At 72.1% G+C, this 24,680-nt stretch carries 25 protein-coding genes; 13 read left to right on the forward strand and 12 right to left on the reverse strand.

The genetic code is table 11. From position 1 onward, the window contains the following. Positions 1-160: 160 nt before the first annotated feature. Positions 161-1,192: an alpha/beta hydrolase gene (locus tag ACZ49B_RS05765; protein ID WP_468300784.1), complete on the reverse strand. Its 1,032-nt coding sequence runs from the start codon at positions 1,190-1,192 to the stop codon at positions 161-163. Positions 1,193-1,397: 205 nt separating this feature from the next. Further along, positions 1,398-1,835 carry a MarR family winged helix-turn-helix transcriptional regulator gene (locus ACZ49B_RS05770; RefSeq protein WP_468300786.1) on the reverse strand — a complete coding sequence of 146 codons (438 nt, stop codon included), beginning with the start codon at positions 1,833-1,835 and terminating at the stop codon, positions 1,398-1,400. Positions 1,836-1,914: 79 nt separating this feature from the next. Between ACZ49B_RS05770 and ACZ49B_RS05775 the strand changes: the two genes are divergently transcribed. Further along, positions 1,915-2,922, forward strand: coding sequence for an SMP-30/gluconolactonase/LRE family protein (locus ACZ49B_RS05775; RefSeq protein ID WP_468300788.1), 1,008 nt, complete (start codon positions 1,915-1,917; stop codon positions 2,920-2,922). 110 nt (positions 2,923-3,032) lie between these two features. On the opposite strand, the gene ACZ49B_RS05780 is transcribed toward ACZ49B_RS05775, so the two are convergent. After that, positions 3,033-5,219, reverse strand: coding sequence for a DEAD/DEAH box helicase (locus tag ACZ49B_RS05780; RefSeq protein ID WP_468300790.1), 2,187 nt, complete (start codon positions 5,217-5,219; stop codon positions 3,033-3,035). Positions 5,220-5,292: 73 nt separating this feature from the next. Then, positions 5,293-5,739 carry a cupredoxin domain-containing protein gene (locus tag ACZ49B_RS05785; protein WP_468300792.1) on the reverse strand — a complete coding sequence of 149 codons (447 nt, stop codon included), beginning with the start codon at positions 5,737-5,739 and terminating at the stop codon, positions 5,293-5,295. A gap of 140 nt (positions 5,740-5,879) precedes the next feature. On the opposite strand from ACZ49B_RS05785, the gene ACZ49B_RS05790 reads away from it, so the two are divergent. From ACZ49B_RS05790 to ACZ49B_RS05800, 3 genes are all read left to right on the forward strand, one after another. Next, positions 5,880-6,449 (forward strand): RNA polymerase sigma factor, encoded by a 570-nt coding sequence (locus tag ACZ49B_RS05790; RefSeq protein WP_468300794.1) that lies wholly within the window; start codon positions 5,880-5,882, stop codon positions 6,447-6,449. Further along, positions 6,446-7,150 carry a zf-HC2 domain-containing protein gene (locus tag ACZ49B_RS05795; protein WP_468300796.1) on the forward strand — a complete coding sequence of 235 codons (705 nt, stop codon included), beginning with the start codon at positions 6,446-6,448 and terminating at the stop codon, positions 7,148-7,150. The genes ACZ49B_RS05790 and ACZ49B_RS05795 overlap by 4 nt, the downstream gene beginning before the upstream one ends. A 107-nt stretch (positions 7,151-7,257) precedes the next feature. Next, positions 7,258-7,440 (forward strand): hypothetical protein, encoded by a 183-nt coding sequence (locus tag ACZ49B_RS05800; protein ID WP_468300797.1) that lies wholly within the window; start codon positions 7,258-7,260, stop codon positions 7,438-7,440. Positions 7,441-7,506: 66 nt separating this feature from the next. Here ACZ49B_RS05800 and ACZ49B_RS05805 read toward each other — a convergent pair whose 3' ends face one another. After that, positions 7,507-7,911: a hypothetical protein gene (locus ACZ49B_RS05805; RefSeq protein WP_468300799.1), complete on the reverse strand. Its 405-nt coding sequence runs from the start codon at positions 7,909-7,911 to the stop codon at positions 7,507-7,509. Further along, complete coding sequence (locus ACZ49B_RS05810; protein ID WP_468300801.1) at positions 7,904-11,146, reverse strand: M36 family metallopeptidase; 3,243 nt, start codon at positions 11,144-11,146, stop codon at positions 7,904-7,906. Before ACZ49B_RS05810 ends, ACZ49B_RS05805 begins: the two co-directional genes overlap by 8 nt. Positions 11,147-11,311: 165 nt before the next feature. Between ACZ49B_RS05810 and ACZ49B_RS05815 the strand changes: the two genes are divergently transcribed. After that, a complete protein-coding gene (locus ACZ49B_RS05815) occupies positions 11,312-11,566 on the forward strand; it encodes a type II toxin-antitoxin system RelE family toxin (protein WP_468301535.1) in 255 nt (84 codons plus the stop codon). A gap of 30 nt (positions 11,567-11,596) precedes the next feature. On the opposite strand, the gene ychF is transcribed toward ACZ49B_RS05815, so the two are convergent. After that, positions 11,597-12,685: a redox-regulated ATPase YchF gene (gene ychF / locus ACZ49B_RS05820; protein WP_468300802.1), complete on the reverse strand. Its 1,089-nt coding sequence runs from the start codon at positions 12,683-12,685 to the stop codon at positions 11,597-11,599. Between the two features lie 159 nt (positions 12,686-12,844). On the opposite strand from ychF, the gene ACZ49B_RS05825 reads away from it, so the two are divergent. Continuing rightward, positions 12,845-13,354 (forward strand): DUF6542 domain-containing protein, encoded by a 510-nt coding sequence (locus ACZ49B_RS05825; protein ID WP_468300804.1) that lies wholly within the window; start codon positions 12,845-12,847, stop codon positions 13,352-13,354. Between the two features lie 9 nt (positions 13,355-13,363). Here the strand turns inward: ACZ49B_RS05825 and ppgK are convergent, their stop codons facing one another. Next, complete coding sequence (gene ppgK, locus ACZ49B_RS05830) at positions 13,364-14,110, reverse strand: polyphosphate--glucose phosphotransferase (RefSeq protein WP_468300806.1); 747 nt, start codon at positions 14,108-14,110, stop codon at positions 13,364-13,366. A 26-nt stretch (positions 14,111-14,136) separates the two neighbouring features. Next, complete coding sequence (locus ACZ49B_RS05835; RefSeq protein ID WP_468300808.1) at positions 14,137-15,141, reverse strand: 4-hydroxy-3-methylbut-2-enyl diphosphate reductase; 1,005 nt, start codon at positions 15,139-15,141, stop codon at positions 14,137-14,139. An 86-nt stretch (positions 15,142-15,227) separates the two neighbouring features. Here ACZ49B_RS05835 and ACZ49B_RS05840 point away from each other — a divergent pair, with 86 nt between their 5' ends. The 4 genes from ACZ49B_RS05840 to ACZ49B_RS05855 all read left to right on the forward strand — a co-directional run bounded on the left by ACZ49B_RS05840 (position 15,228) and on the right by ACZ49B_RS05855 (position 19,002). Beyond that, complete coding sequence (locus tag ACZ49B_RS05840; RefSeq protein WP_468301538.1) at positions 15,228-16,604, forward strand: APC family permease; 1,377 nt, start codon at positions 15,228-15,230, stop codon at positions 16,602-16,604. Positions 16,605-16,701: 97 nt separating this feature from the next. Beyond that, positions 16,702-17,985, forward strand: a complete 1,284-nt coding sequence (gene xseA, locus ACZ49B_RS05845) for an exodeoxyribonuclease VII large subunit (RefSeq protein WP_468300810.1) — start codon at positions 16,702-16,704, stop codon at positions 17,983-17,985. 55 nt (positions 17,986-18,040) lie between these two features. Then, positions 18,041-18,286 carry an exodeoxyribonuclease VII small subunit gene (locus tag ACZ49B_RS05850; RefSeq protein WP_030291008.1) on the forward strand — a complete coding sequence of 82 codons (246 nt, stop codon included), beginning with the start codon at positions 18,041-18,043 and terminating at the stop codon, positions 18,284-18,286. A gap of 125 nt (positions 18,287-18,411) precedes the next feature. Beyond that, positions 18,412-19,002, forward strand: coding sequence for a malonic semialdehyde reductase (locus ACZ49B_RS05855; RefSeq protein WP_266625946.1), 591 nt, complete (start codon positions 18,412-18,414; stop codon positions 19,000-19,002). Positions 19,003-19,124: 122 nt separating this feature from the next. Here ACZ49B_RS05855 and ACZ49B_RS05860 read toward each other — a convergent pair whose 3' ends face one another. Next, a complete protein-coding gene (locus tag ACZ49B_RS05860; protein WP_468301541.1) occupies positions 19,125-19,649 on the reverse strand; it encodes a DUF4245 domain-containing protein in 525 nt (174 codons plus the stop codon). 211 nt (positions 19,650-19,860) lie between these two features. Here ACZ49B_RS05860 and glpX point away from each other — a divergent pair, with 211 nt between their 5' ends. Further along, positions 19,861-20,892 (forward strand): class II fructose-bisphosphatase, encoded by a 1,032-nt coding sequence (gene glpX, locus ACZ49B_RS05865; RefSeq protein ID WP_383505050.1) that lies wholly within the window; start codon positions 19,861-19,863, stop codon positions 20,890-20,892. A 104-nt stretch (positions 20,893-20,996) separates the two neighbouring features. On the opposite strand, the gene ACZ49B_RS05870 is transcribed toward glpX, so the two are convergent. Next, entirely contained in the window at positions 20,997-21,395 is a 399-nt protein-coding gene (locus ACZ49B_RS05870; protein WP_376192998.1) for a WhiB family transcriptional regulator, read from the reverse strand. Between the two features lie 273 nt (positions 21,396-21,668). Between ACZ49B_RS05870 and ACZ49B_RS05875 the strand changes: the two genes are divergently transcribed. Continuing rightward, the gene (locus tag ACZ49B_RS05875; RefSeq protein ID WP_468300813.1) at positions 21,669-22,106 is read left to right on the forward strand and encodes a hypothetical protein; all 438 of its coding nucleotides are present in this window, start codon (positions 21,669-21,671) and stop codon (positions 22,104-22,106) included. Between the two features lie 26 nt (positions 22,107-22,132). On the opposite strand, the gene ACZ49B_RS05880 is transcribed toward ACZ49B_RS05875, so the two are convergent. Then, positions 22,133-22,828, reverse strand: coding sequence for a DUF1707 SHOCT-like domain-containing protein (locus ACZ49B_RS05880; RefSeq protein WP_468300815.1), 696 nt, complete (start codon positions 22,826-22,828; stop codon positions 22,133-22,135). A 150-nt stretch (positions 22,829-22,978) separates the two neighbouring features. Between ACZ49B_RS05880 and ACZ49B_RS05885 the strand changes: the two genes are divergently transcribed. Next, positions 22,979-24,643 carry a fumarate hydratase gene (locus ACZ49B_RS05885; protein ID WP_468300816.1) on the forward strand — a complete coding sequence of 555 codons (1,665 nt, stop codon included), beginning with the start codon at positions 22,979-22,981 and terminating at the stop codon, positions 24,641-24,643. Positions 24,644-24,680 lie beyond the last annotated feature (37 nt).

Here is a 24,680-nt window from a genome sequence, read left to right on the forward strand (position 1 = left end):
GGAGGAGGGGAAGGGGGGGGGGGAGGACTCAAGGCGTGTGACCCAAAGGGGAAGAAAAAAAAAAAACACCCCCCCCCGCCACCCCCCCCCCCCCCCCCCCCCCCTCCCCCCCCCCCCCCCCCCCGACCCCCCCCCCCCCCCCCCCCCCCCGGCCCCGGGGTCAGCCGGTGGCGGGCTTCGGGCCCTTGAGCACCTTGCTGATCCACTCCAGGGAGCCTTCCTTCATGCCCCGGACGTAGTGCCAGCCGTTGTGCTCGCCGTTCTGGATGTCGCGGATGGTCATCTTGACGGGACCCTTGCCGTACTGCTGCTGGAACGTGGTCATCCGCTCCTTCCCGGTCTCCTTGGTGCCGACCTGGAAGTTGATGTAGACCTCGGGACCGTTGCCGTCGATCAGCTTCTTCGCGAGCTTCTCGGGGTTGTTCGCGTCCATCTCCGCCTGGTGGCCCTTCCACAGCGGGGAGTCGGGAACGATCTCGCCGCCGCTGGCGATCACGGCCTTGAAGCGGTCCGGGTACTGCAGGACGGTCTTCATTCCGACGAAGGCGCCGGAGGAGGAGCCCATGAAGGCCCAGCCGTCGCGGGACCCGTACGTACGGAAGTTGGCCCTGGTGAACGCCGGGACGTCCTCGGCGATCCACGTGCCCATCTTGGGCTGACCCGGGATGTCGGCGCCGTCGTAGTAGTACTTGCTGTCCGGGTTCAGCACCGGCATGACCACGATGAACGGCAGGCTGGTCCCGGCCTGGACGCCCTCGCTGATGGCCTTCTGCAGGCCCAGGCTGCGGTCGGACCAGTAATTGCTCGGGAAGCCGTTGCCGCCGGGGAGCGCGATGAGCACCGGGAAGGCGCTCTTCTCGTACTGCGCCTCGTTGTACTCCTTGGGCGTCCACACCCAGACGTCGCCCTCGAAGCCGGACTTCGCACCCGCGAGGCGGGTCTTCGCGATGATCGTGCCGTCGTCGAGCTTGGCGGTCTGCTTGAAGTCGGACTTCGGGCCGGTCGGCAGCAGTACGTCCGGATCGCCGGTCGGCGTCGGAGAGGCCGACGGCGCGCCCGGGGACGGCTCGCCCGCCTCGGGGACGGCGGACGCGGGGGCCTTGCCGAAGCTCACGGAGTCACCGTTGCCGGAGAACCACTCGAGCTTCCAGGCGGCGAAGCCTCCGCCGCCGAGCAGCAGCGCGAAGGCCACGACGGCGGATGTCCATATCGCCCGGCGGGAACGCCGGGGCGGGTCTTGGTGCACGAACTTCGCTCCGAACGGTCATGGCTGCCCCAGGTCGGGACAGAACGGCTGGGGTTCCCCCTAGTCCTGATGTGCGAATCCCACGGACAGTTCCCGAACCCGGCAAGAACACGGTCGGAACGCGGCGTGTCCGAAGCCCCGACAGCAGAGCTCACCTCTGGGCGTCGAGCGTCTCCGCGCACCGCCCCAGCAAACTGATCAGCTGCTCCCGCTCCTCCGCCGAGAACGCGGCGGCGAGCGCCCGCTCGACCCGTACGGCGCCGGCGTCGGCGAGCTCCATCGCCGCCCGGCCCTCCTCCGTGAGCCGGGTCTCGAGCACGTGGCGGTGCCACTCGTGCGGGGTGCGCTCGATGAGCCCGCGCTCCTGGAGGTTCTTCAGCACGGTGTTCATGGTCGGCGGCGTCACCCCGCAGAGCCGGGCGAGCGCGGCCGCGGAGATGCCCGGCTTCTCGGAGAGCCACAGCAGCGCGGCGTACTGCGGAACCGTTACTGCGGCGGGCTTGAGCGCAGCGTTCTTGGCCGCGAGGAGCGCCTGCTCGGCGCGCTTGACGTGCGAGCCGATGCGCTCCCCGGGAGGCATGGAGGTCATCCCCGCATCATAAGGCCCTTGCAAGCATTAGAGCTCTAATCTATCTTCGTGTTCACCTACACGGAAGAGGACACTCGCTGTGCTGAAGAAGCTGCTGCCCGCCACGCTCCTGACCCTGACCACGGCGCTGACCCTGGGCGCGATACCGGCCGCGCAGGCGGCACAGGCCTCCTCGGCCTCCGCCCCGGCCCCCGCCTCGATCTCCGACAGCCGTGTCTCGACGGCCTTCACCCTCCCCGGCGAGAAGGTCTACCCCGAAGGCATAGCCACCGACCCCCGCGACCACACCGTCTACGTCGGCTCGTACGCGGACGGCACCGTCTACAGGGCCCGCCCTGGGCAGCGCACCGCCGAGGTGTTCCTGCCCGCCGGCACCGACGGCCGCCACACGGCGAACGGCCTGCGCGTCGACGCCCGCGGCCGCCTGTGGGTGACCGACTCCACCTCCGGGGTCTCCGTCTACGACACCGCCTCCCGCAGGCGCTTGGCCCACTTCGAGGTCGCCGGGTCCGGCGGGCTCTTCGTCAACGACCTGGCCATCACCCCGGACGGCACCGCCTACCTGACGGACAGCGTCCGCTCGGTGATCTACCGCGTCACGCCGGCCCAGTTGGCGGCCGGCTCGGGCGCGCTGCTGCCCGCGTACGACCTGAGCGGGCACCTGACCCCGTCCCCGGAGGGCAGCTTCGCCCTCAACGGCATCGTCTCGGATCCGGCGGGCCGCTTCCTGCTGGCCGTGGACATGACCGCGGGCGACCTCCACCGCATCGACCTGCGCACGGGCGCGATGTCCCGCGTCGCCCTCCAGGGCGGCGACCTCACCCACGCCGACGGTCTCGACCTCGCCCCCGACGGCACCCTGCGGGTGGCCCACAACACCACGAACACCCTGACCCGGTGGCGCCTGAGCCCCGACGGCACCCGCGCCCGGCTGACCCGGACGATCACGGATGCGTCGCTGCAGATCCCGACCACGCTGAGCCACACCCCGGGCCGCACGCTCGTGGTCCGCTCCCAGTTCGACAAGGGCGGCCCGATGGGCCCGGGTACGCCGACGTCCTTCACCATCGCCTCGGTCGCCTTCTGACGCACCGCTCGCGCGCTTCGACCCCGGCGGGCCTCACCGGCTTCGCGGCGCTGCGCCGGACTCCGTCCGGGGGGGGGCGACGGGCCGGCGGCCCGCCGGGGCCTGCGCCGTCAGCCGGCGGCGCCGAGCCGGGCCTGTTCCTCCTCGACGATGCGCCGGGCCAGCGAGGTGTCCGAGACGTCGACCGCCTCGGGCGCCGACTCCGCCACCACGCTGCGCCGGGCGTACGCGTCGAAGAGCCGCGCCTTGCGCTCCAGCACCTCCAGCATCCGCTGGTCCACCCCGTCCGTCGCCAGCAGCCGGTGCACCCGTACGGCGCGCACCTGGCCCATCCGGTGTGCGCGGGCCACCGCCTGCTGCTCCATCGTCGGCTTGACCTGCGGCTCGCAGAGGATCACCACGGACGCCGCCTGCAGGTTGATCCCGATGCCGCCCGCCTCGATCTGCGCGAGCAGCACGGCGTGCCCGGCCGCCGCGCCGAACCCGTCGACGAGCCGCTGGCGGCGCGCGGGCGGCACGCTCCCGGAGATCGGCCCGAAGAGCCGGCCTCCGTCACGTTCGCCGTCTCCCGGCCGCCCGCGCCCGAGCGCGTCCTCGACCGCCCCGAGCACCTCGCGGAAGGAGGAGAACACCACGACCTTCAGCCCGTTGGCGGCGGCGTCCGCCACCAGCTCGCGCAGCCGTTGCAGCTTCGCCGACTTCTCCGGCTTCGCGTACGCGGCCCTGCGCATCGCCATGAAGTTGCCGGCCCGCACCGCCGCCCGGTAGGCGTCCCGGTCCGCGGCGCTCAGCTCCTCCCACTCGTCGGTCCACTGGAGCGCGGGCAGCTCGGCGAGTACGTCGCGCTGGTTGCGCCGCAGGTACGCGGGCGCCACCGCCTTGCGGAACGCCTTGGACCCGGCGACCGTGTCGACGTCCCCGATCCCGGAGACCGCCTCGGGCTGCAGGATCCGTACGAGACTGCGGAACTCGGAGACCCGGTTCTCCATCGGGGTGCCGGTCAGGAAGAGGACGTGCGTACAGCGGGCGGCCCAGGCGGCGACGGCCAGCGAGCGCTGCGCGCGCGGGTTCTTGACGTGGTGGGCCTCGTCCACGACGAGCATCCCCAGCTCCTCGGCGGCGAGTTCGGGGAATCCGGTCAGCGCCTGGAACGTCGTCACGGCCACCCCGCCCTCCCCCCACCAGTCCGCGAAGGCGTCGTGCCGGCCGGGGCCGTGCAGGGCGACCGCGCGCAGGGTGCTGCGCGCCTCGATCTCGCGGGTCCAGTTGATCAGGACGCCGGCCGGGCAGACCACGAGGAAGTGGCGCTGCCCCTGCGCGGCGAGGTGCGCGAGGGCGGCGAGCGCCTGGATCGTCTTGCCCAGCCCCATCTCGTCGCCGAGGATCACCCTCCGCTGGGCGAGGGCGAAGCGGGCGCCGAAGGACTGGTAGCCGCGCAGCGAGACCCGGCGGTGCGTGTCGTCGAGGTCCTGGGCGCGGATCCGTTCGGCCAGCGCCTCGGGCAGGAACCCCTGGGCGGCGGCCGGGTCGGGGCCGCCGCTCCCGGCGCGCTCGGTGAGCTCCGCGAGCAGCCCGTGGTACTCGGCGGAGCGCAGCTCGAAGTCGACCCAGGCGGCCGCCTCGTCGGCGGGGCCGCGCAGCAGGTCGACCGAGGCCTGTCCGAGCAGTACGGGCACCCCGCTCCGGGCGGCCTCCGCGGTCAGCCTGCCGATCTCCCCGACGGCGGCCAGGGCCCGCTTCCGCCGCTCCCGTCCTGCGCACCACATCCGCAGCCGGCCTGCGGCGGGCCCGGCCTCGGCGAGCAGCGGCCCGAGCCCGGCGTCCAGCTGCCGGGCCGCCGCGACGGCCCGGCGTGCTTCGGGCCCGGCCTCGACGAGGAGCTGCAGGGCGGTCACGAGTGCGGTGGTCCGGGGTTCGGGGCGGTCCACGTCGAGGTGCACGGCGACGGTCTCCCCGACGGCCTCGGCGAGTTGCCGCGCGGCGCCGAGCGCCTGGTCCGCGGTCTGCCGGCCGACTCCGGGGATCTGCCGCAGGCGGTGGCGTCCGGCGTCCAGGACCTGCTGCACGGTGTCGAACCCGGCCGCCTCGATGGCGGCGACGCGCAGCCGCCCCTCGGTGACCTGGGCCAGCCGGTCGACGGGGATCCGCCGCAGCTCGAGGCGGGCCAGCTCCGCGTGGATCGGCGCCCAGGCCTCCCGTACGGCTTCGACGGCCCGCCGGTGGTCGGCCAGCAGCGCGCCGGCCGCCGCGTGCAGCCGCTCGCCCGCGCCGATCGCCTCGGCCGCCCTGTGCCGCATGCCCCTCCCGTCGACTGCTCCCGGCCACGCCGGGTAGCGAATGCACGCAACCTACCGCCGTTCGACCGGACCCTCAGTAGCCGTTCACGGCGCCGCCCACGGTGATCTCCGTCTTCATCCCGAGGTCCTTGTGCCCGTCGACGGGGCAGTAGAGCTCGTACGTACCGTCCTTGAGGGTGATGTCGAACGTCCCGCTCGCCCCCGGCGCCAGGGTCTGGGAGCGCTGCTCCCCGCCCGGTCCTTCCACCTCCAGGGCGTGGTCGTGGTGGCCGGTGTTCTTGACGGTGAACGAGTAGGCCCCTGCCTTGAACGTCTTCTGGGACAGGGCGATGTGGAAGTCGCTGAGGTCCGCCGTGACCTGCGTCGCGGCGGACGCGGGCGGGGGCGGGGCGGAGGGCGCCGCCGGGCCGTTCCCGGCTCCGTCGCCGCCGCCCCCGCAGGCGGCCAGCAGCCCCGCGAGCGCTCCGGCCGCCAGCCCCAGCCCCACGTGCGCGGTCCGGGTGGTGCGTGTCCTTGTCATGGCAGGGATACGGCTGACCACCGCCGGGAGATTGCGGACAGGGCCGGAGGCCGGGAGAGGAGGAGAATGGAGGGGTGCTTCCGCGCGAACCCGAACCAATCCATTCGGGGAGGCCGAACGTATCCAGTGATGTGCAGAGAATGGGCCTCCCGCTCGGACGTGCGCCGGACGAGGCACTGCTGTCGGGTCTGGCGACCGGTGATCCGGAGATCGCCGTCGCGTTCGTCCGCCGCTTCCAGCGCACGGTCTTCGGCGTGGCCATCGCCGTCGTCGGAGACGCGCAGCTCGCCGAGGACATCGCGCAGCTGACGTTCGAGCGGGCGTGGCGGCACGCCCAGGTCTACGATGCGCGCCGCGGTTCGGTACGGACCTGGCTGACGGCGATCGCGCACCATCTGGCGATCGACGCGGTCCGGTCCCGCCGGGCCAACCCGGTGGCCCCGGAGGACCTGGACGCCCTCCTCGACATCGTGACGGAGACCCCCGAGCAGCAGGCGCTCGCCGCCGAGACGTCGGCCGGGATACGCACGGCCGTGTCGGCCCTGCCGAGGGAGCAGGCGCGCGCCCTGGTGATGGCGGGCATCTACGGGATGACCGCGCAGCAGGTCGCCGACATGGAGCGGATCCCGCTGGGGACCGCCAAGACCCGGATCCGGACGGCCATGCACAAGCTGCGCAGGACCCTGGGGGCCGAGGAGAGCCGGCGATGAGCGAGATGACCTGCGAGCAGCTGAGGGAGCTCGACGCCGAGCTGGCGTTGGACGTCCTTCCGGCCCGGGAGCGCGCCCGTGCGGTCGCCCACCTGGACCGCTGCCCCGGCTGCCGGGTGCACATCGAGCAGCTGGCCCTGATCGGCGACGGGCTGCTCGGCCTGCTGCCGGGGACCGAGCCCCCGGTCGGCTTCGAGAGCCGCGTCACGGCCGGCCTCCGGCCGCCCGCGCAGTCGTCTCCCCCGCAGCCTTCCCCGCGGCCCGCGCCGGCCCGGCCCTGGCTGCTGCGGCCCCGGGTCGCGGCGGTGACGGCGGCGCTGGCCGTGGCGTGCGGCTTCGCCGGCTGGGCGGCGGGCACGGCGATCGAGTCGGCCTCGGGGCCCGTGTCCCCGACGGCCGACGCGAACGCCCAGCTGCTGCAGGCACCGCTGATGGCGGACGGCGGGGAGGTGGGCCGGGTCTTCGCCCATCCGGGCCAGCAGGGCTGGGTGTACATGTCGGTGGACCTGGAGAAGGCGACGCCGGAGGTCAGCTGCGTACTCGACAACAAGGACGGCACGACGACCCGCCTCGGCACGTTCTCGCTCCAGGGCGGCTACGGCTACTGGGTCGCGGCGGCCGACGTGAACCCCACGACCCTCGCGGGCGCCAGCCTCCTCACCCCGGACGGCACGGTCCTCGCGAAGGCCAACTTCGCTTGACGGTCACGGAGAGCAACGCTCCGACATGCGGGAGTCACCGCCCGGTGCAAGGGTGGTGGACGTCCCCAGTGGACGTCCCCTCACCCTCTTCGAGGAGCGAAACCGGCATGGTCAAGAAGCAGCCGCCCCAGGACAAGGCCAACAAGCTCAAGGAGCAGGCCAAGCAGAAGATGCAGGAAGCCAAGAGCCAGGCGAAGGACCCGGACCGCACGTCCGAGGACATGGACATGGACATGGACATGCCCCAGGACCGCCCCCGCCCGTCAGGCTCCTCCGAGTCCCTGCGCTAGCGGCCCCGCACGGCGCGCCCGGCACCCCCGGGCGCGCCTTGCGCGTTCCGGGGCCGACCGGGCGGTTCACGGGACCACGAAGGTCAGCGTGGCCGGTGCGGTGGCGGGGCGGGGGACGGAGATGTGGGTGGTGCCCTTGCGGACCGCGCGCAGTTCCCATGCGCGGTGACCCGTGGCCGTCACGTTGCCGATGCCGATCAGCAGGACCGAATCGCCCTGGGCGGTGGGTTCCGGGCCGCCCTCCGGGAGGGGGAGCCGCAGCTGGGCCGTCTGCCCGACCTCGAGCCGCCCCGTGAAGCCGTCGTCGGCCCCGGTGAGTACGCGGCCCTGCGCCGGCGTCGGTGCGCCGGCTGCCGTGGCGCCCGTACCGCCCGGGTCGTGCGTCGCTCTCGCCGGCGTGTGCGCCCGGCCGCCCCCGCACCCGGTGAAGAGCGCGAGGGCGGCGAGGCACACCAGGCGCCGGTCAGCCACCGTCACGCACGTTGAACCGCAGCAGGACGTCGACCTGGGTCAGCAGCTGGTTCCGCGTCGACGCCGGGTTGTCGTAGACCGCCTCGGCGCCCGCCATCGCCGCGCCGAAGGTCGAGTCCGTCTTCCGGTCGCCGTCGGTGTCCACCGGCGTGGCCAGGTCGTACGACCCGTTCGCGAAGTTGAGCCAGGCCGCGAGCAGCTGCTGGGACACGAGCGGCCTCGGCTGCGGGGAGCCCGAGCTCAGGATCGCGTACGCCTGGGCGTCGCTCAGCGGTCCGTACACCGCGCTCATGAACGAGGCCACGCCCAGCAGGCAGGTCCGCTGGGCCGCCGTGAGCCGGTTCGGAGCCCGACCGTCGTACGCGCCCGTCCAGTACGCCTGGTTGCGCGCCCGCAGCGCATTGCCGGTGGTGACGACGGACGCCGTGTCGGAGACGGCGCCGCCTTCGTCGTCCCGGCCGGTGAACGTCAGCGTGGACACGCAGGCGGCCGGGTAGGCGTGCGACTTCGTCGCCGTCACGTTGCGCGGCCGGACCGAGGGGCTCGGGTCCGGGTCGGAGGCCGGCGGGGTCACCAGCGAGACCAGGTGGTCCGAGGCCCCGTCCCCCCACAGCCAGGCCAGGTCCAGGTCGTCGCTTCCCGGGTCGGTCGACGCGCCCTGCACGGCGACCGGCGTACCGGCGTGGGCGATGAAGGCCTTCTGCCCGTTGTACGTCGTCCGTCCGTCGGCCGAGATCGCCGCGGTCGGGTCGGTGTTGGTGATCGTCGCGTCGAGCGACCGGCACGCGCTCGTGTCGTCGTCACTGCCGCAGACCTCGATCGTGAAGACCCCGTCGTCCCCGTAGGTGTGCGCCGCGGAGAAGCCCAGCGTCGCGTCGGGACGTACGCTCTCCAGCGCGCCGGCCAGCGCCTGCGGACCCGCTCCGTCGCCCCAGTCGACCGTGGCGGTCAGCGGGTCGAGCCGGCCCGGGTCGCCGATGCCGCCCCTCAGGGTGACCGGGCTGTTCTCCCCGGCCGGGGGCACCGACTGCAGGGACACGGCCGGCGCGACGTTCTCGACGGTGACCGTCGTCCAGCCGGTGTCCGTGTTGCCGGCGCCGTCCGTCACCCGGAGTCCGACGGTGAAGACGCCGTCCCGGCCCACCTGGCTGAAGGTGGTGCCTGCCCCGGTCGCGTCGTCGTACTGCCCGTCGTTGTCGAGGTCCCACGCGTACGTCGTCAGGTTGCCGGCCGAGGGCGCGGTCCCCTTGGCGGAGCCGGCGGCGCTGAGCGTGACGTCCGTACCCTCGCCCGTCGTGTACGCGCCGCCGGCGTTCGCGGTCGGCCGGCAGGCGGCGGGGACGGTCTCGTCGGCCGTCACGGTGTTCTGGTCCGCGCTCGACGCGGCCCCCGTACCCATGCCGCGGCCGGCGAAGACCCGCCACAGCAGGCACTGGTTCGCACCCGCGTCGTTGGTCATGTCCGCGGCCAGGATGCCGTCGCGGGCGTCGAGGTAGCTCGGCGCGGAGACGGTGTTCTTCATGCCGTCGATGACGAGCTGCTGGGTGAACGCGACGCCCTTCGCCTCGCGGATGTCGTACATCGTCGCGGCCCAGATCTCACCGTTGCGGTGCACGCCGCGGGCCGGGCGGAACGTGCCCCACTTCTCGGTGGACGTGTCGTACGCCTGCGTGCGGATGCCGGTGGCGGTGTTGCCGGTGACGTACTCGCCGACCGTCGCGTCGCCCCACTTGAGGAAGGAGATCGTGTCGCTCCAGCCCTCCCCGAGGGCTCCGGTCTGGGCACCGCCGCCGAGGTGGCCCCCGCCGACGAGACGGTTGGACACGCCGTGGCCGTACTCGTGCGCGATGACGTCGCCGTCGAGCGAACCTTCACGCCACGGCCGGCCCGGCGACTGCCACATGTACATCTGCATGCGCGGGCTGGCGCCGTCCCCGGGGGTGCCGAAATTGGCGTTGTTCGTGCACCGGATCGCGTTCGGGGACGTGCTGTTGTCCAGGCAGCCGAAGTCCCAGCCGTCCTGCGCCTCGGCCAGCACCGGGTCGTTGCCCGAGCCGCCGCGACCGAAGTTGTCGACCTGGAAGTTCCGCGACGCCTCGTCGAACCCCAGGCCGTAGAGGTAGTCGTGCATCAGGTTGGCGTAGTAGAAGAGCTGCGTGACGACGGGGTTCACGTCCGCGTCGAGGTCGGCCTGCGTCGCGGTGGCGTTGGTGCGCCACGTGTCGCCGAACGTGTAGTCGAAGTGCTGGAAGGCGGGATCGCCGCTGGCCGGGGACTGCGGGCGCAGCGCGTCGTTCCCGGTGTCCGGCACCGTGTTGTCGCCGTCCTCGTCCCGGTACGCGTTGGCGTTGTTGCCCTGGGTCAGCCGGTCCGCCACCCAGGACCCGTCGCGCCCGGTGAACGGCGTGACCGTACGGGCGGCGCCGGCGACGTCCGGGTGCTGCGCCGTGAAGACGGTCCCTTCGGGGCCGGCGTGGTGGTACCGGCTCTCGCGGCTGAGCACCCGGCCGTCGGCGGCGTCGACCACCGTCTGGTACCAGGACGTGCCGGAGACCTCGATGTCGGTGAGCCAGGCCGGGCGGAGCTCGCGGCCGGAGTCGGTGGGGAACCACACCAGCTCGGCGGTCACGTCGTTGGGCTTCGTGAGCCTCTTCGCGTAGACGTTCTTGAACTTCTGCCTGCCCTTGTCGCGGTTGTCCGTGCCCGTCAGCTCGTGCTGGGCCCGGGCGCCCTGCGCCTCGGCCGCGTGGTCGAGGGCCTGCTTCGCGGTCAGCTCGACGTGGCCGGCCGGCTCGGCGGTCACGACGGCGCCGCCGAGGAGGACGAGGCGGCCGAGCTTGTCGACGGTGGCGGTGAGGAGCCCGCCGTGGACGCGCATGCCGTCGATGCTCTGACCGATCGTCACCTGCTGAGCCCCGTTGTGCCTGGTGGGGTACGTGGAGACGACGACGAGCTGCGCGGCCTGCCCGGCGGTGAGCCCGAACTCCCCCCGGTGGTCACGCACGTAGGCGAGCGCGACGTGCTCGGGAGCCCGCTTGGAGGGCGGGGTCAGATACCCGCCGGAGTTGAAGATCATCCGGGCGTGCCCGGTCGCGGGGTCGCGCCGTACTGTCGGATCGGCGGGGTCGTCGACCCCCGACGGCGCGGCGGCGGCCACACCCGGGGCCAGCGCCAGGAGCAGGCTCGTGGTGGTCACTGCGGTCCACAGCCCCGTGCGGAATCGCGATCTGGTCACGGCCTGCGCCTCCCAAGCGCCCACGCTCCCCCGGGTCTGCTGTCGAGACCGCGCGCGCTCCGTGACCCTACTCACCAAGATCCACCGGTCAACGAGGCTCTCCGCCCGCCCGCACCCCCGCCCCCATTTGCGGGCAAGCACCCACAAGCCCGCCACCGGGAGCCGCTGCGGGTTCATCCGGCACGCCCGGCCAGAGCGAGGGAGCCCGCCCTCCACAGCGGCTGCCTCGGCTTCGACACCACCGCGCTCGTGTCGCAGCCAGAACGCCGTCGACTGCGGGTCGGCGACTACCGCGCCGTCTACATGATCGACAACGGAGAGCTCGTGGTGTGGGGTGCCCCGAGGTCGGGAAACCCGGCACGGGGACGGCGAAGGGGCCGGCTCCCGGAGGAACCGACCCCTTCTGAACCGCACGCTTGACGGGTCAGCCGGCGCGCAGCAACGAAACGATCAGACGTTGAAGCGGAACTCGACCACGTCGCCGTCCTGCATGACGTAGTCCTTGCCCTCCATGCGGGCCTTGCCCTTGGCGCGGGCTTCGGCGACCGAGCCGCAGGCGACCAGGTCCGCGAAGGAGATGACCTCGGCCTTGATGAAGCCGCGCTGGAAGTCGGTGTGGATCACGCCGGCCGCCTCGGGGGCCGTGGCGCCCTGCTTGATGGTCCAGGCGCGGGTTTCCTTCGGGCCGGCCGTCAGGTACGTCTGGAGGCCCAGGGTGGCGAAGCCGACGCGGCCGAGGGTGGCCAGGCCGGGCTCTTCCTGGCCGACCGACTGGAGGAGCTCGAGGGCCTCCTCGTCGTCCAGCTCGGAGAGGTCCTGCTCCAGCTTGGCGTTCAGGAAGATCGCCTCCGCCGGGGCGACCAGCGCGCTCTGCTCCGCCTTGAAGGCGTCGTCCACCAGCTCGTCCTCGTCCACGTTGAAGACGTAGAGGAACGGCTTCGTGGTCAGCAGGTGCAGCTCGTGGAGGAGGTCGCCCTGCTCCGTGCCCTTGGTGATGCCCTTGGAGAAGAGGGTGTCGCCGGCTTCGAGGATCTTCTTGGCCTCGACGACGGCCGCGAGGACCGCGACCTTCTCCTTCTGGAGGCGGGACTCCTTCGTCAGGCGGGGCTCGGCCTTCTCGATGGACTGGAGGTCGGCGAGGATCAGCTCGGTGTTGATCGTCTCGATGTCGTCCTTCGGCGAGACCTTGCCGTCGACGTGCACGACGTTCTCGTCCTTGAAGGCACGGATGACCTGGCAGATCGCGTCCGACTCACGGATGTTCGCGAGGAACTTGTTGCCCAGGCCCTCGCCCTCCGAGGCGCCGCGGACGATGCCCGCGATGTCGACGAAGTCGACCGTCGCCGGCAGGACGCGCTGCGAGCCGAAGATCCCGGCGAGCACGGCCAGGCGCGGGTCCGGGACGCCGACGACGCCGACGTTCGGCTCGATGGTGGCGAACGGGTAGTTGGCCGCCAGCACGTCGTTCTTGGTCAGGGCGTTGAACAGGGTCGACTTGCCGACATTCGGCAGGCCGACGATTCCGATCGTGAGCGACACGTTGGCGACTTCCCGTAGCTGGAGGGGGCGGCGGCCCGGGAGTGGGCCACCGGACAGTTTACTTTCCGCTGAGTGGCAGTCGTTGTACGCGTGTCCCCACCCCGATACCGCGCTCGGCCCGCCTAGCTTGGTGGGGTGGAGCAATACAGGACGCGTTCGGTGGATCACCCGCAGCGACAGCAGCAGCCGGAGCGGCAGCAGCCGCGGCGCCCGGCCCCGCCCATCGGCGCCGTGCCCGCCCAGGGCGGCCGGCCGCGGCCCGCGCCGGCCCGGCGGCTGCCGCGCGCCCGGCTGACCGGGCTCGGCGGCGGGCTGTTCGCGTGCGTCGCGATGACCCTGGCCGCCGGGATCGCCTGGCTGCTCTTCGGCGGCTCGCTGCTCGCGTACGGACTGCTCTTCCTGCCCGTCGCGGCCGCCACCGCCCTCTGGGTGCGCCCCGCCGACCTGATCACCGCGCCGATCTCCGCGCCGATCGCCTTCGCCGCCGGAGTCTGGCCCCTCTCCGGCGGCTCCGGCGGCTTCGGCGCGGAGCTCATGGGCATGGTGTCCGCCCTGTCGCTGCACGCCGGCTGGCTGTACGGCGGGACCCTGATCTCCGCGCTGATCGTCGTCGTACGGAAGGCCGTGCTGATCTCCCGGCGGAGGCTCCCCCGCCGTACGGCCCAGTAGGGGTGTCGCTTAACCGCCCGATCCCTGCGCCGCCATCGCCGCGCCCACGATGCCCGCGTTGTTCTGGAGCTTGGCCGGGACGATCTCGGCCCGGACGTCCTGGATCAGCGGGAGGAACTTCTCCGGCTTGCGGCTGACGCCGCCGCCGATGATGAAGAGGTCCGGGGAGAAGAGCATCTCCACGTGCTCCAGGTACCGCTGCACCCGGTGCGCCCAGCGCTCCCAGGTGAGGTCCCCGTCCTCCTTGGCCTTGACCGAGGCCCGCTTCTCCGCGTCGTGGCCCTTCAGCTCCAGGTGGCCGAGCTCCGAGTTCGGGACCAGCCGGCCGTCCGTGAACAGCGCGCTGCCGATGCCGGTGCCCAGCGTCAGCATGATCACCGTGCCGCCGCGGCCCTTGCCCGCGCCGTACGTCATCTCCGCGACCCCGGCCGCGTCCGCGTCGTTGAGGACCGTGACGGGCTGGCCCCCGAGCCGCTGCGACAGCAGGGTCGCCGTGTCGACGCCGATCCACGCGCTGTCCATGTTGGCCGCCGTACGGGTGACGCCCCCCGTGACGACGCCCGGGAACGTCACCCCCACCGGGCCGTCCCAGTCGAAGTGGCGCACCACCTCGACGACACAGCCGGCCACCCCGTCGGGGGTGGCCGGCTGTGGTGTCAGTACCTTGTGTCGCTCCTGCGCCAGCTCGCCACGGTCCAGGTCCGCGGGAGCGCCCTTGATCCCGGAACCGCCGATGTCCACACCGAAGATCTGCATGGACTCACCGTACGAAACGAAGCGGGCTACTTCTCGGCAACCAGCGCGGCCGCTTCGGCGCGCAGGTCGCGGCGCAGCTCCTTCGGCAGCGAGAAGACGATCGACTCCTCGGCGGTCTTGACGATCTCCACGTCCTCGAAGCCGCGCTCCGCGAGCCACTCGAGCACCTGCTCGACCAGCACCTCCGGAACCGAGGCGCCCGAGGTCAGGCCGATCGTGGTGACGCCCTCCAGCCAGGCCTCGTCGATCTCGCTCGCGAAGTCGACGAGGTGCGCGGCGCGAGCGCCCGCGTCGAGCGCGACCTCGACCAGCCGGATCGAGTTCGAGGAGTTCTTGGAGCCGACGACGATGACCAGGTCGGAGTCGGCGCCCATCACCTTGACCGCGGCCTGGCGGTTCGAGGTGGCGTAGCAGATGTCGTCGCTCGGCGGCGAGACCAGCAGCGGGAACTTGGTCTTCAGCGCGTCGACCGTCTCCATGGTCTCGTCGACCGACAGGGTGGTCTGCGAGAGCCAGACGACCTTCGACTCGTCGCGCACGACGACCTTGTCCACGTCGTCCGGGCCGTCCACGATCGTGATGTGGTCCGGGGCCTCGCCGGAGGTGCCGATGACCTCCTCGTGGCCCTCGTGGCCGATGAGGAGGATGTCGAAGTCCTCGTTCGCGTACCGGATCGCTTCCTTGTGCACCTTGGTGACCAGCGGGCAGGTCGCGTCGATCGTCGCGAGCTTGCCGGCCGCCGCCTCCTCGTGCACCACCGGCGCCACGCCGTGCGCGGAGAACATCACGATGGAGCCCTCGGGCACCTCTTCCGTCCGCTCGACGAAGATGGCGCCCTTCTTCTCCAGCGTCTGGACGACGTACTTGTTGTGCACGATCTCGTGCCGGACGTAGACCGGCGCACCGTACTGCTCGAGGGCCTTCTCGACGGCGATCACGGCTCGGTCCACGCCCGCGCAGTAGCCGCGCGGGGCGGCGAGCAGGACGCGTCGGGAAGCGGGAGCAGGTGCGGCAGCAGTCATGCGGTCCATCGTACGGGGGTCTCCAGGAGGCCGGGCGTCGCCCATTCGGCACAGACTGGGTCGAACGTGCGAACCGACGGCCCCTCGGAGGAATGATGGCGTCCGTTACGGAGCCCAGTACGGTGCCGCAGCCGGCCCTCCGGCGGAGCCTCGGATTCCGGGACCTGGTCGTGTACGGGCTCCTCTTCATCGCCCCCATGGCCCCGGTCGGGGTCTTCGGCACCCTGGACGCGAAGTCGCACGGCGCCGTCGCCCTCGTCTACGTCTTCGCGACGGTCGCGATGGCCTTCACGGCGTTCTCGTACGCGCAGATGGTCCAGGTGGCCCCGCAGGCCGGCTCGGTGTTCACGTACGCGCGCAAGGGGCTCGGCGAGGGTCCCGGGCTGGTCGCCGGCTGGATGGCGATGCTCGACTACCTGCTGATCCCGGCGGTCGCGTACCTCTTCTCCGGGATCGCGATGAACGCGCTGGTCCCGGAGGTCTCCCGGTGGGTGTGGACGGCACTGGCCGTGCTGGTGACCACCGCGCTGAACCTGTGGGGCGTACGGGCGGCCGCGCGCGTGGGCTTCGCCGTGCTGGCCATGGAGATCGCGGTGCTGCTGGTGTTCGTGGTGGCCGCGGTGAGCGTGCTGGTCCGGGACGGGGCGCAGCGCGGCTGGCTGTCGCCGCTGACCGGGGACGGTACGGCGGGCTTCTCCCTGACGGCCGTGCTGGGCGCGGTGTCGGTGGCGGTCCTGTCGTACCTCGGCTTCGACGCGATCGCCTCCTTCGCGGAGGAGGTGACGGGCGGCTCGGCGCGGGTGGCGCGCGCGGTGCTGTTCTGCCTGGCGCTGGCCGGGGTGCTGTTCGTCGCGCAGAGCTACCTGGCGGCGCTGCTGATGCCGGTGTCCTCGGCGCAGCTGGCGGCCGATCCGGCGCAGCAGGGGCCGGCGTTCTACACCGCGGTGGAGTCCTCGGTCGGGAACTGGCTGCACGACCTGGTCGCGGTCAGCAAGGCGATCGGGGCGGCCTTCGCGGCACTGGCCGGGCAGGCGGCGGCGGGCCGGCTGGTGTTCGCGATGGCCCGGGAGCGAAGGCTGCCGGGGGCGCTCGCGCGGACCTCGGACGGGACTCCGCGGCCGGCCCTGCTGGTGGCGGCGACGATCACGCTGATCGCGGCGGTGTCGGCGGCCCGGCGCGACGACGGGCTCGACCAGCTGGTCTCGGTGGTGGACGTCGGGGCGCTGGTGGCGTTCACACTGCTGCACGCCTCGGTGGTCGGCTGGTTCGTGGTGCGGCGCGGGGCCGGAGCTCCGAACTGGTGGAAGCACCTGGTGGTCCCGGTGCTCGGCGCGGCGGTGACCGTGGCGGTGATCGTCGAGGCGTCCTGGACGGCGCAGGTGGTGGGGGCGCTGTGGCTGATGGCGGGTCTGGGGGTGCTCTTCGCCCAACGCGGCCGGCGGCCGGACGGCGACACCGTCACCGGACCCTGAAGCACGACACGGCCACAGGACCCGGACCCTGACCCTGAAACCCGACACCCTCACCCGACCCTGAGACGCTGTCAGCCCGGGCGGCTAGCCTTCGTGCATGGGTCTGAATACGTCGGCTGACGCGCCGCTGCCGGTCGGCCAGGTGTCCCGGCTCATCGGGGGCTGGATCGACAGGCTCGGCCAGGTGTGGGTGGAGGGGCAGATCACGCAGCTCTCTCGGCGGCCGGGGGCGGGGGTGGTCTTCCTGACGCTGCGCGACCCGTCGCACGACATCTCGCTCAGCGTGACCTGCTACCGCCAGGTCTTCGACGAGGTCGCGGACGCGGTGACGGAGGGCGCGCGGGTCGTCGTACTGGCCAAGCCGGAGTGGTACGCCCCGCGCGGGCAGCTGTCGCTGCGGGCCACCGAGATACGGCCCGTCGGGATCGGCGAGCTGCTCGCCCGGCTGGAGAAGCTCAAGCGGTCGCTCGCCTCCGAGGGCCTGTTCGCGCTGGACCGCAAGAAGCCGCTGCCGTTCCTGCCGCAGCTGATCGGGCTGGTGGTCGGGCGGGCCTCGGCGGCCGAGCGCGACGTACTGGAGAACGCCCGGCGGCGCTGGCCGGCGGTCCGCTTCGAGGTGCGCAACGTCGCCGTCCAGGGGGTGAACGCGGTGCCCCAGGTGATCCGGGCGGTCAAGGAGCTCGACGCCCTGGACGAGGTCGACGTGATCATCGTGGCCCGCGGCGGCGGCAGTGTGGAGGACCTGCTGCCGTTCTCCGACGAGGAGGTCGTACGGACGGTCGCGGCGGCCCGTACCCCGGTGGTCTCGGCGATCGGGCACGAGCCGGACTCCCCGCTCCTGGACCTGGTCGCGGACCTGCGGGCCTCCACGCCCACGGACGCCGCGAAGAAGGTGGTCCCGGACGTCGGCGAGGAGCTCGAGCGGGTACGCCAGCTGCAGGGCCGGGGGCTCCGGGCGGTCCGCGGGCTGCTCGACCGGGAGGAGCGGGGGCTCGCGCACGCGCTCGCCCGGCCGGTCTTCGTCCATCCGCAGCGGATGGTGGAGACCCGCGAGGCCGAGCTGGAGGCCCTGCTGGGCCGCACCCGGCGCACCCTCGGGCACCTGCTGGACCGGGCGGATTCGGAGCTCGCGCACACCCTGGCCCGGGTGGTGGCGCTGTCCCCGGCGGCGACGCTGGAGCGCGGGTACGCCGTGCTGCAGCGGGCGGACGGGCACGTGGTGCGCTCGCCGGAGGACGTCTCGGCGGAAGAGGTGCTGCGCGCGCGGGTGGCGGAGGGCGAGTTCTCCGTACGGGTCGCACGGGTCGCACCGGACGCACAGCCCGCACGGGACGCACCGGACGCACCGGACGCACCGGACGCCGGGCGGCGCGGCGAATGAGCCGCGCGCCCCGCACCGCACATTCGATGTACTGAACACACAAGGTGGGACGGGAATGACTGAAACCGATACCTCGTTGGGGTACGAGCAGGCCCGGGACGAGCTCATCGAGGTCGTCCGCAAGCTGGAGGCCGGCGGCACCTCCCTCGAGGACTCGCTCGCGCTCTGGGAGCGCGGCGAGGAGCTCGCGAAGGTCTGCCGGCACTGGCTGGAAGGAGCCCGCGCCCGGCTCGACTCGGCGCTGGCAGCCCGCGAAGCGGGGGCCGACGGGGGTGGCGGGAGTGACGAGCGGGACGCCTGAGGCCGGGCCGGACGCCAGGCCAAACGTGATCCGAGTCACCCCGACGCCGATTTAGTTGAAAGTTCTACAACTTTTGGCTTAAAGTCGGGACATCGCTTCACCTCCGTATGGAAGAAGGCTTTCCGATGTCTCTCGTTCTTGACTCCGCCGCTCAGGACCTGCTGTTCCGCGAGGCCCGCACCGCCAACTCGTTCTCCGACGAGCCGGTGACCGAGGAGCAGGTCCAGGCGATCTACGACCTGGTCAAGTACGGCCCCACCGCCTTCAACTCGACGCCGCTGCGCATCACGCTGGTCCGCTCCCCCGAGGCCCGCGAGCGGCTGGTGAACCTGATGATGGAGGGCAACCAGGCGAAGACCGCCGCCGCGCCGCTGGTCGCGATCCTCTCCGCGGACAACGAGTTCCACGAGGAGCTGCCGCAGCTGCTCCCGCACTTCCCGCAGGCCAAGGACGCCTTCTTCAGCGAGCGCCCGGTCCGCGAGCAGTCCGCCGTGATGAACGCCGCCATGCAGGCCGCGTACTTCATCGTCGGCGTCCGCGCCGCCGGTCTGGCCGCGGGCCCGATGGGCGGCCTGGACTTCGCCGGCGTCCAGAAGGAGTTCCTGGACGGCGACCACACCCCGCTGATGGTCGTCAACATCGGCAAGCCGGGCGAGGACGCGTGGCACGCCCGCGGCCCGCGCCTGAGCTTCGACCAGGTCATCACCACCGTCTGAGTCCGGACACGCGCACCAGGTACGCAGAAGGCCGCTCTCCCGGGATTCCGGGGGAGCGGCCTTTCCGCATGTCGGCGCCCGCACGGCGGGCCGCCGGGCCGGGCTTCCGGCCACCGGGCCGACTACTGGGCGGCGCCCTGCTTGAACTCCAGTGCCGCCGCCATCGTGCCGAGTTCCTCGAACGAGGCCGTGCCGGTCACCGCGGTGACGTAGCCCTGCTCCTGCCGGACGAGCGCGTCGTACTTCTCGCCCTCCCAGCGCTCCCAGGCCAGGTCGCCCACCTGCTGCGTCTGCCCGGTGGCCTTCGCCTGCCGGGTGAGGGCGGCCAGGCGCTTGGCCGAGGCGTCGCTGGACTGCTCGACCGCGACGTACTGCCCCTGCGGGTCCAGGAAGCCCAGGTGCCAGGCGTTCGCGGCCTTGCGGTCGAACGTCACCGAGGTCGCGCGCCACTCCGCCGGGAGCCCCGCGGGGGCCGCCACCGGGTACGGCGCGGCGCGCCGGGCGGTGATCGTCTCCACCCGGTAGTCGACCACGTGTGTCGGATCGGCCTTCTCGTCATGTGGGACGAAGATGTAGATCACCGCGACGACGACACCGATCACCGCCAGCGACCGGACCATGTCCCAGACCGTCTGCTTGCCCTTCATACCTGCCACGCCCCCATCGTCCCCCATGGCCGGGAGCGATCTCCGCCGGGGTCGGCGCGGCGACCGCGGGGGTCCGCAAGATGTCCGCTCACGCCAATCGTCTGACCGATATTCCGCTCATACGTGACCCGGTCTGCTCAATTTGTCGACGTACCGATAGAGTTCCAGCACCCTCACTTCCGGCCGTCGCCGTACAGAAAGGTGCGCTCCGATGACCGAGCACAACCTGCCGCCCCAGCTCGAAGTCTCTCCGGAGGCCCCCGACCGCAACCTCGCCCTGGAACTCGTCCGGGTGACCGAGGCTGCCGCGATGGCCGCCGGCCGGTGGGTCGGGCGCGGCGACAAGCTCGGCGCCGACGGCGCCGCGGTCAACGCGATGCGGACCCTGATCTCCACCGTCTCGATGAACGGCGTCGTCGTCATCGGCGAGGGCGAGAAGGACGAAGCCCCGATGCTGTTCAACGGCGAGCGGGTCGGCGACGGCACCGGTGCCGAGGTCGACATCGCCGTCGACCCGATCGACGGCACCACCCTGAACGCCAAGGGCATGCCGAACGCCATCGCCGTGCTCGCCGCCGCCGACCGCGGCACCATGTTCGACCCGTCCGCGGTCTTCTACATGGAGAAGCTGGTCACCGGCCCCGAGGCCGCCGACTTCGTCGACATCAACGCACCCGTCTCGGTGAACATCCGGCGCGTCGCCAAGGCCAAGAACATGGCCGTCGAGGACGTCACGGTGATCATCCTGGACCGCCCCCGCCACGAGGGCATCGTCAAGGAGATCCGCGAGACCGGCGCCCGGATCAAGTTCATCTCGGACGGCGACGTCGCGGGCTCGGTCATGGCGGTGCGCGAGGGCACCGGCGTGGACCTGCTCCTGGGCATCGGCGGCACCCCCGAGGGCATCATCTCGGCCTGCGCGATCAAGTGCCTCGGCGGCACGATCCAGGGCAAGCTGTGGCCGAAGGACGAGGCGGAGCGCCAGAAGGCCATCGACGCGGGCCACGACCTGGACCGGGTCCTGCACACCAACGACCTGGTGTCCGGCGAGAACGTCTTCTTCGTCGCCACCGGCATCACCGACGGCGAGCTGCTGCGCGGCGTCCACTACCGCTCGGAGACCGCGACCACGTCCTCGCTGGTCATGCGCTCGAAGTCGGGCACGATCCGGCAGATCGACTCGACGCACCGCCTGTCGAAGCTGCGCGCGTACAGCGCGGTCGACTTCGACCGCGCGAAGTAGGAACGGCAGCAGGAGCGGACGAGCCGTCTCGGCGTCCGGCACAGCGAGAGGGGCGTTACCGCGTGCGGCGGTAGCGCCCCTCTCGCTCGCGTGCGTACGGGCCCTCAGCCCGCGGCGGCTATCGGCCCGGCTCCCGGGGCCTGGCGCAGTTCCGCCGCCCGGCGCCGGCGGCGGGCCAGCACCACCCGCCGCTCGGCGGCGGTGAGCCCGCCCCAGACCCCGTACGGCTCGGGCTGGAGCAGTGCGTGCTCGCGGCAGGCGACCATCACCGGGCAGCGCGCGCAGACGCGCTTGGCGGCCTCCTCGCGCGAGAGCCTCGCGGCGGTCGGCTCCTTGGAGGGCGCGAAGAACAGCCCCGCCTCGTCCCGGCGGCACACCGCCTCCGCGTGCCATGGGCCGTCCTCTTCCCTCGCCGGCACCCGCGGCTTCGGTACGGCGGCCGGACGCGCCTGGAGGCTCTGTACGGCGGCTACCTGCAGGGACTGATGCGGCGGATGCTGCACGGTCTACTCCTGACGACGTATACGCAAGCGAGAGACGATGCACCTGTCCCTACCCGCTGTACGCGGCCCTATGCACTGCGTGCCGCAAGCGCGCCACGGTGGGGAACTTCGACCGAAACCCGACGCACCACCCGACCCCCTACCCCCCTGGTTGTACGCCGGCTACACCCGGGGCGGGCCCTGAGGATCACCCCGTGGTGGGCCGAGAAGGAAGGGCCCCTCGGACTACGTTTCCCTCGTCCCGAACGACGTGGACGAGGCGACGGAGGAACGATGCACCTGAAGACGAAGGCGGCCCTGGCGTTGGCCGCGATCCCGGCGGCCCTGCTGCTGACGGCCGGCCCGGCCGCCGCCGGCGGCGGCTGGGACCTCACCCACACCGGCGGCGACATCGCCGGGGCCTGGGCCCACGGCACCCTCTGGACGACGTCCGACGGCCGGCTGCACCTGGACGGCAGGCTGAAGGACACGTCCTCGGCGGACAAGAAGGGCGCGGCCGTGCGGATCCACGCCGTGTACGCGGACGGCGGCACCCGCGACGAAGAGGTGTGGAACACCAACGGCGCCGGGACCGAGGTCAACATCGGCGAGTACAGCTTCGCGTCGAGCGTGCGCCGCCTCGAGCTCAAGGAGTGCCAGCTGTTCCGCGCGAGCGACGGCGGCATCTACGTCGGCGCCTGCGCAGGCGGCACGGACGTCTGGTACCGCTGACCCGACCGGCACTCCCGGCCCGGGGGCTACCCCTCCAGGCGCTTGCGGAGCTTGAGGGCCAGGTCGACCAGGCGGGCGCCGAGCTTGCGCCGGGCCTCGATGTTGCCCAGCAGCGCGAAGCCCCGGACGATCACCACCGGCGCGTTCGGATCCGGATCGGCGGTCCCGGCGCGGCTCTCGCCGTGCACCTCGAAGTTGCCGAGCACCCCGCCGCCGTAGCCGCGGAGCGTCACGTTCTCCGGGACCAGGATCTCGACGTTGCCCAGCACGCTCGTCACGTTGATCTCGGTGACCTGCTGCTCGAAGACGGCCTCGGTGAGGTCGACGTTGACGTCGCCGAGGACGGAGACCACGCGGGTGTGCGCGCCCGGCCGCCAGCGGCCCTTGCGGGTGGCGCTGCTGCACACGGCGACCACGGTCTCCGACACCTCGGCCTGGCCGGCCGGCGCCGGACGCGCCGGGGCCTGTGCGTACGAGGGTGCAGCGGGCGCGGCGCCGGGCGCGGGCAGGTCCCGTACGAGCACCTCGAGCTCCCCGACCGTCTTCACGGCGTACAGCGAGTCCAGGCGCTCCGAGTGCTCCTCGGCGGTCAGCCGGCCCTCGGCGAGGGCGTCGGCCAGGATGTGCGCGATCCGGTCGCGGTCGGCGTCGGAGGCCCGCAGCTCGGCGGGGGCGGCTCCGGGGGCGGCGGCAGGCGCGGCGGGCTTCTTTTCCAGGTCCACGCCAGCCAGCATAGCGATACGCGATAGATCGCGATAGTCGCCAGTGAGCCTTACCTCACAGACACAGCCCGGGACGGAGGTCCTACGCTGGATAGCCGCGCTGCCAATTGGTCGCCAGCGCCGTCTGCCGAGTGAGGAATGACTGCCGTCATGCCAGAGTTTGCGTACACCGACCTGCTGCCCCTGGGCGAGGACACCACCCCCTACCGGCTGGTGACCTCGGAGGGCGTCTCGACCTTCGAGGCCGACGGCCGTACGTTCCTCAAGGTCGAGCCCGAGGCGCTGCGCAAGCTCGCCGAAGAGGCCATCCACGACATCCAGCACTTCCTGCGCCCCGCGCACCTCGCGCAGCTGCGCCGGATCATCGACGACCCGGAGGCCTCGGCGAACGACAAGTTCGTCGCGCTCGACCTCCTCAAGAACGCGAACATCGCGGCGGCCGGCGTCCTGCCGATGTGCCAGGACACGGGCACGGCGATCGTGATGGGCAAGCGCGGCCAGAACGTGCTGACGGAGGGCGCGGACGAGGCGGCCCTCTCGCGCGGCATCTACGACGCGTACACGCGCCTGAACCTGCGCTACTCGCAGATGGCCCCGCTCACCATGTGGGAGGAGAAGAACACCGGCTCGAACCTGCCCGCGCAGATCGAGCTGTACGCGACGGACGGCGGCGCGTACAAGTTCCTCTTCATGGCCAAGGGCGGCGGCTCGGCCAACAAGTCCTTCCTCTACCAGGAGACGAAGGCGGTCCTCAACGAGGCCTCCATGATGAAGTTCCTGGAGGAGAAGATCCGTTCGCTCGGTACCGCGGCCTGCCCGCCGTACCACCTGGCGATCGTCGTCGGCGGCACGTCGGCGGAGCACGCGCTCAAGACGGCGAAGTACGCCTCGGCCCACTACCTCGACGAGCTGCCGCGCGAGGGCTCCCCCCTGGGCCACGGCTTCCGCGACGAAGCGCTGGAGCAGCAGGTCTTCGAGCTGACCCAGAAGATCGGCATCGGTGCGCAGTTCGGCGGCAAGTACTTCTGCCACGACGTCCGCGTCGTCCGCCTGCCCCGCCACGGTGCGTCCCTCCCGGTCGCGATCGCCGTGTCCTGCTCGGCGGACCGCCAGGCCACCGCGAAGATCACCGCCGAGGGCGTCTTCCTGGAGCAGCTGGAGCGCGACCCGGCCCGCTTCCTCCCCGACACCACGGACGAGCACCTGTCCGAGTCGGCGGACGTGGTCAAGATCGACCTGACCCGGCCCATGTCCGACATCCTCGCCACCCTCACCCGGTACCCGGTGAAGACGAGGCTCTCCCTGACGGGCCCGCTGGTCGTGGCGCGCGACATCGCGCACGCCAAGATCAAGGAGCTGCTGGACTCGGGCGCGGAGATGCCGCAGTACCTGAAGGACCACCCGGTCTACTACGCCGGCCCGGCGAAGACCCCCGAGGGTTACGCCTCGGGCTCCTTCGGCCCGACCACCGCCGGCCGCATGGACTCGTACGTCGAGCAGTTCCAGGCGGCGGGCGGCTCGAAGGTCATGCTGGCCAAGGGCAACCGCTCGCAGCAGGTGACGGACGCGTGCGGCACGCACGGCGGCTTCTACCTCGGCTCGATCGGCGGCCCGGCGGCGCGCCTGGCCCAGGACTGCATCAAGAAGGTCGAGGTCCTGGAGTACGAGGAGCTCGGCATGGAGGCGGTCTGGAAGATCGAGGTCGAGGACTTCCCGGCGTTCATCGTGGTGGACGACAAGGGGAACGACTTCTTCCAGAACCCGGCCCCGGAGCCGACGTTCACCCACATCCCGGTGCGCGGCCCGGGTCTGTAGTACGACGGCCTGAGGGCCCCTCCCCCGTGCGGGGGAG

It is taken from the genome of Streptomyces sp. NPDC031132, assembly GCF_055570595.1.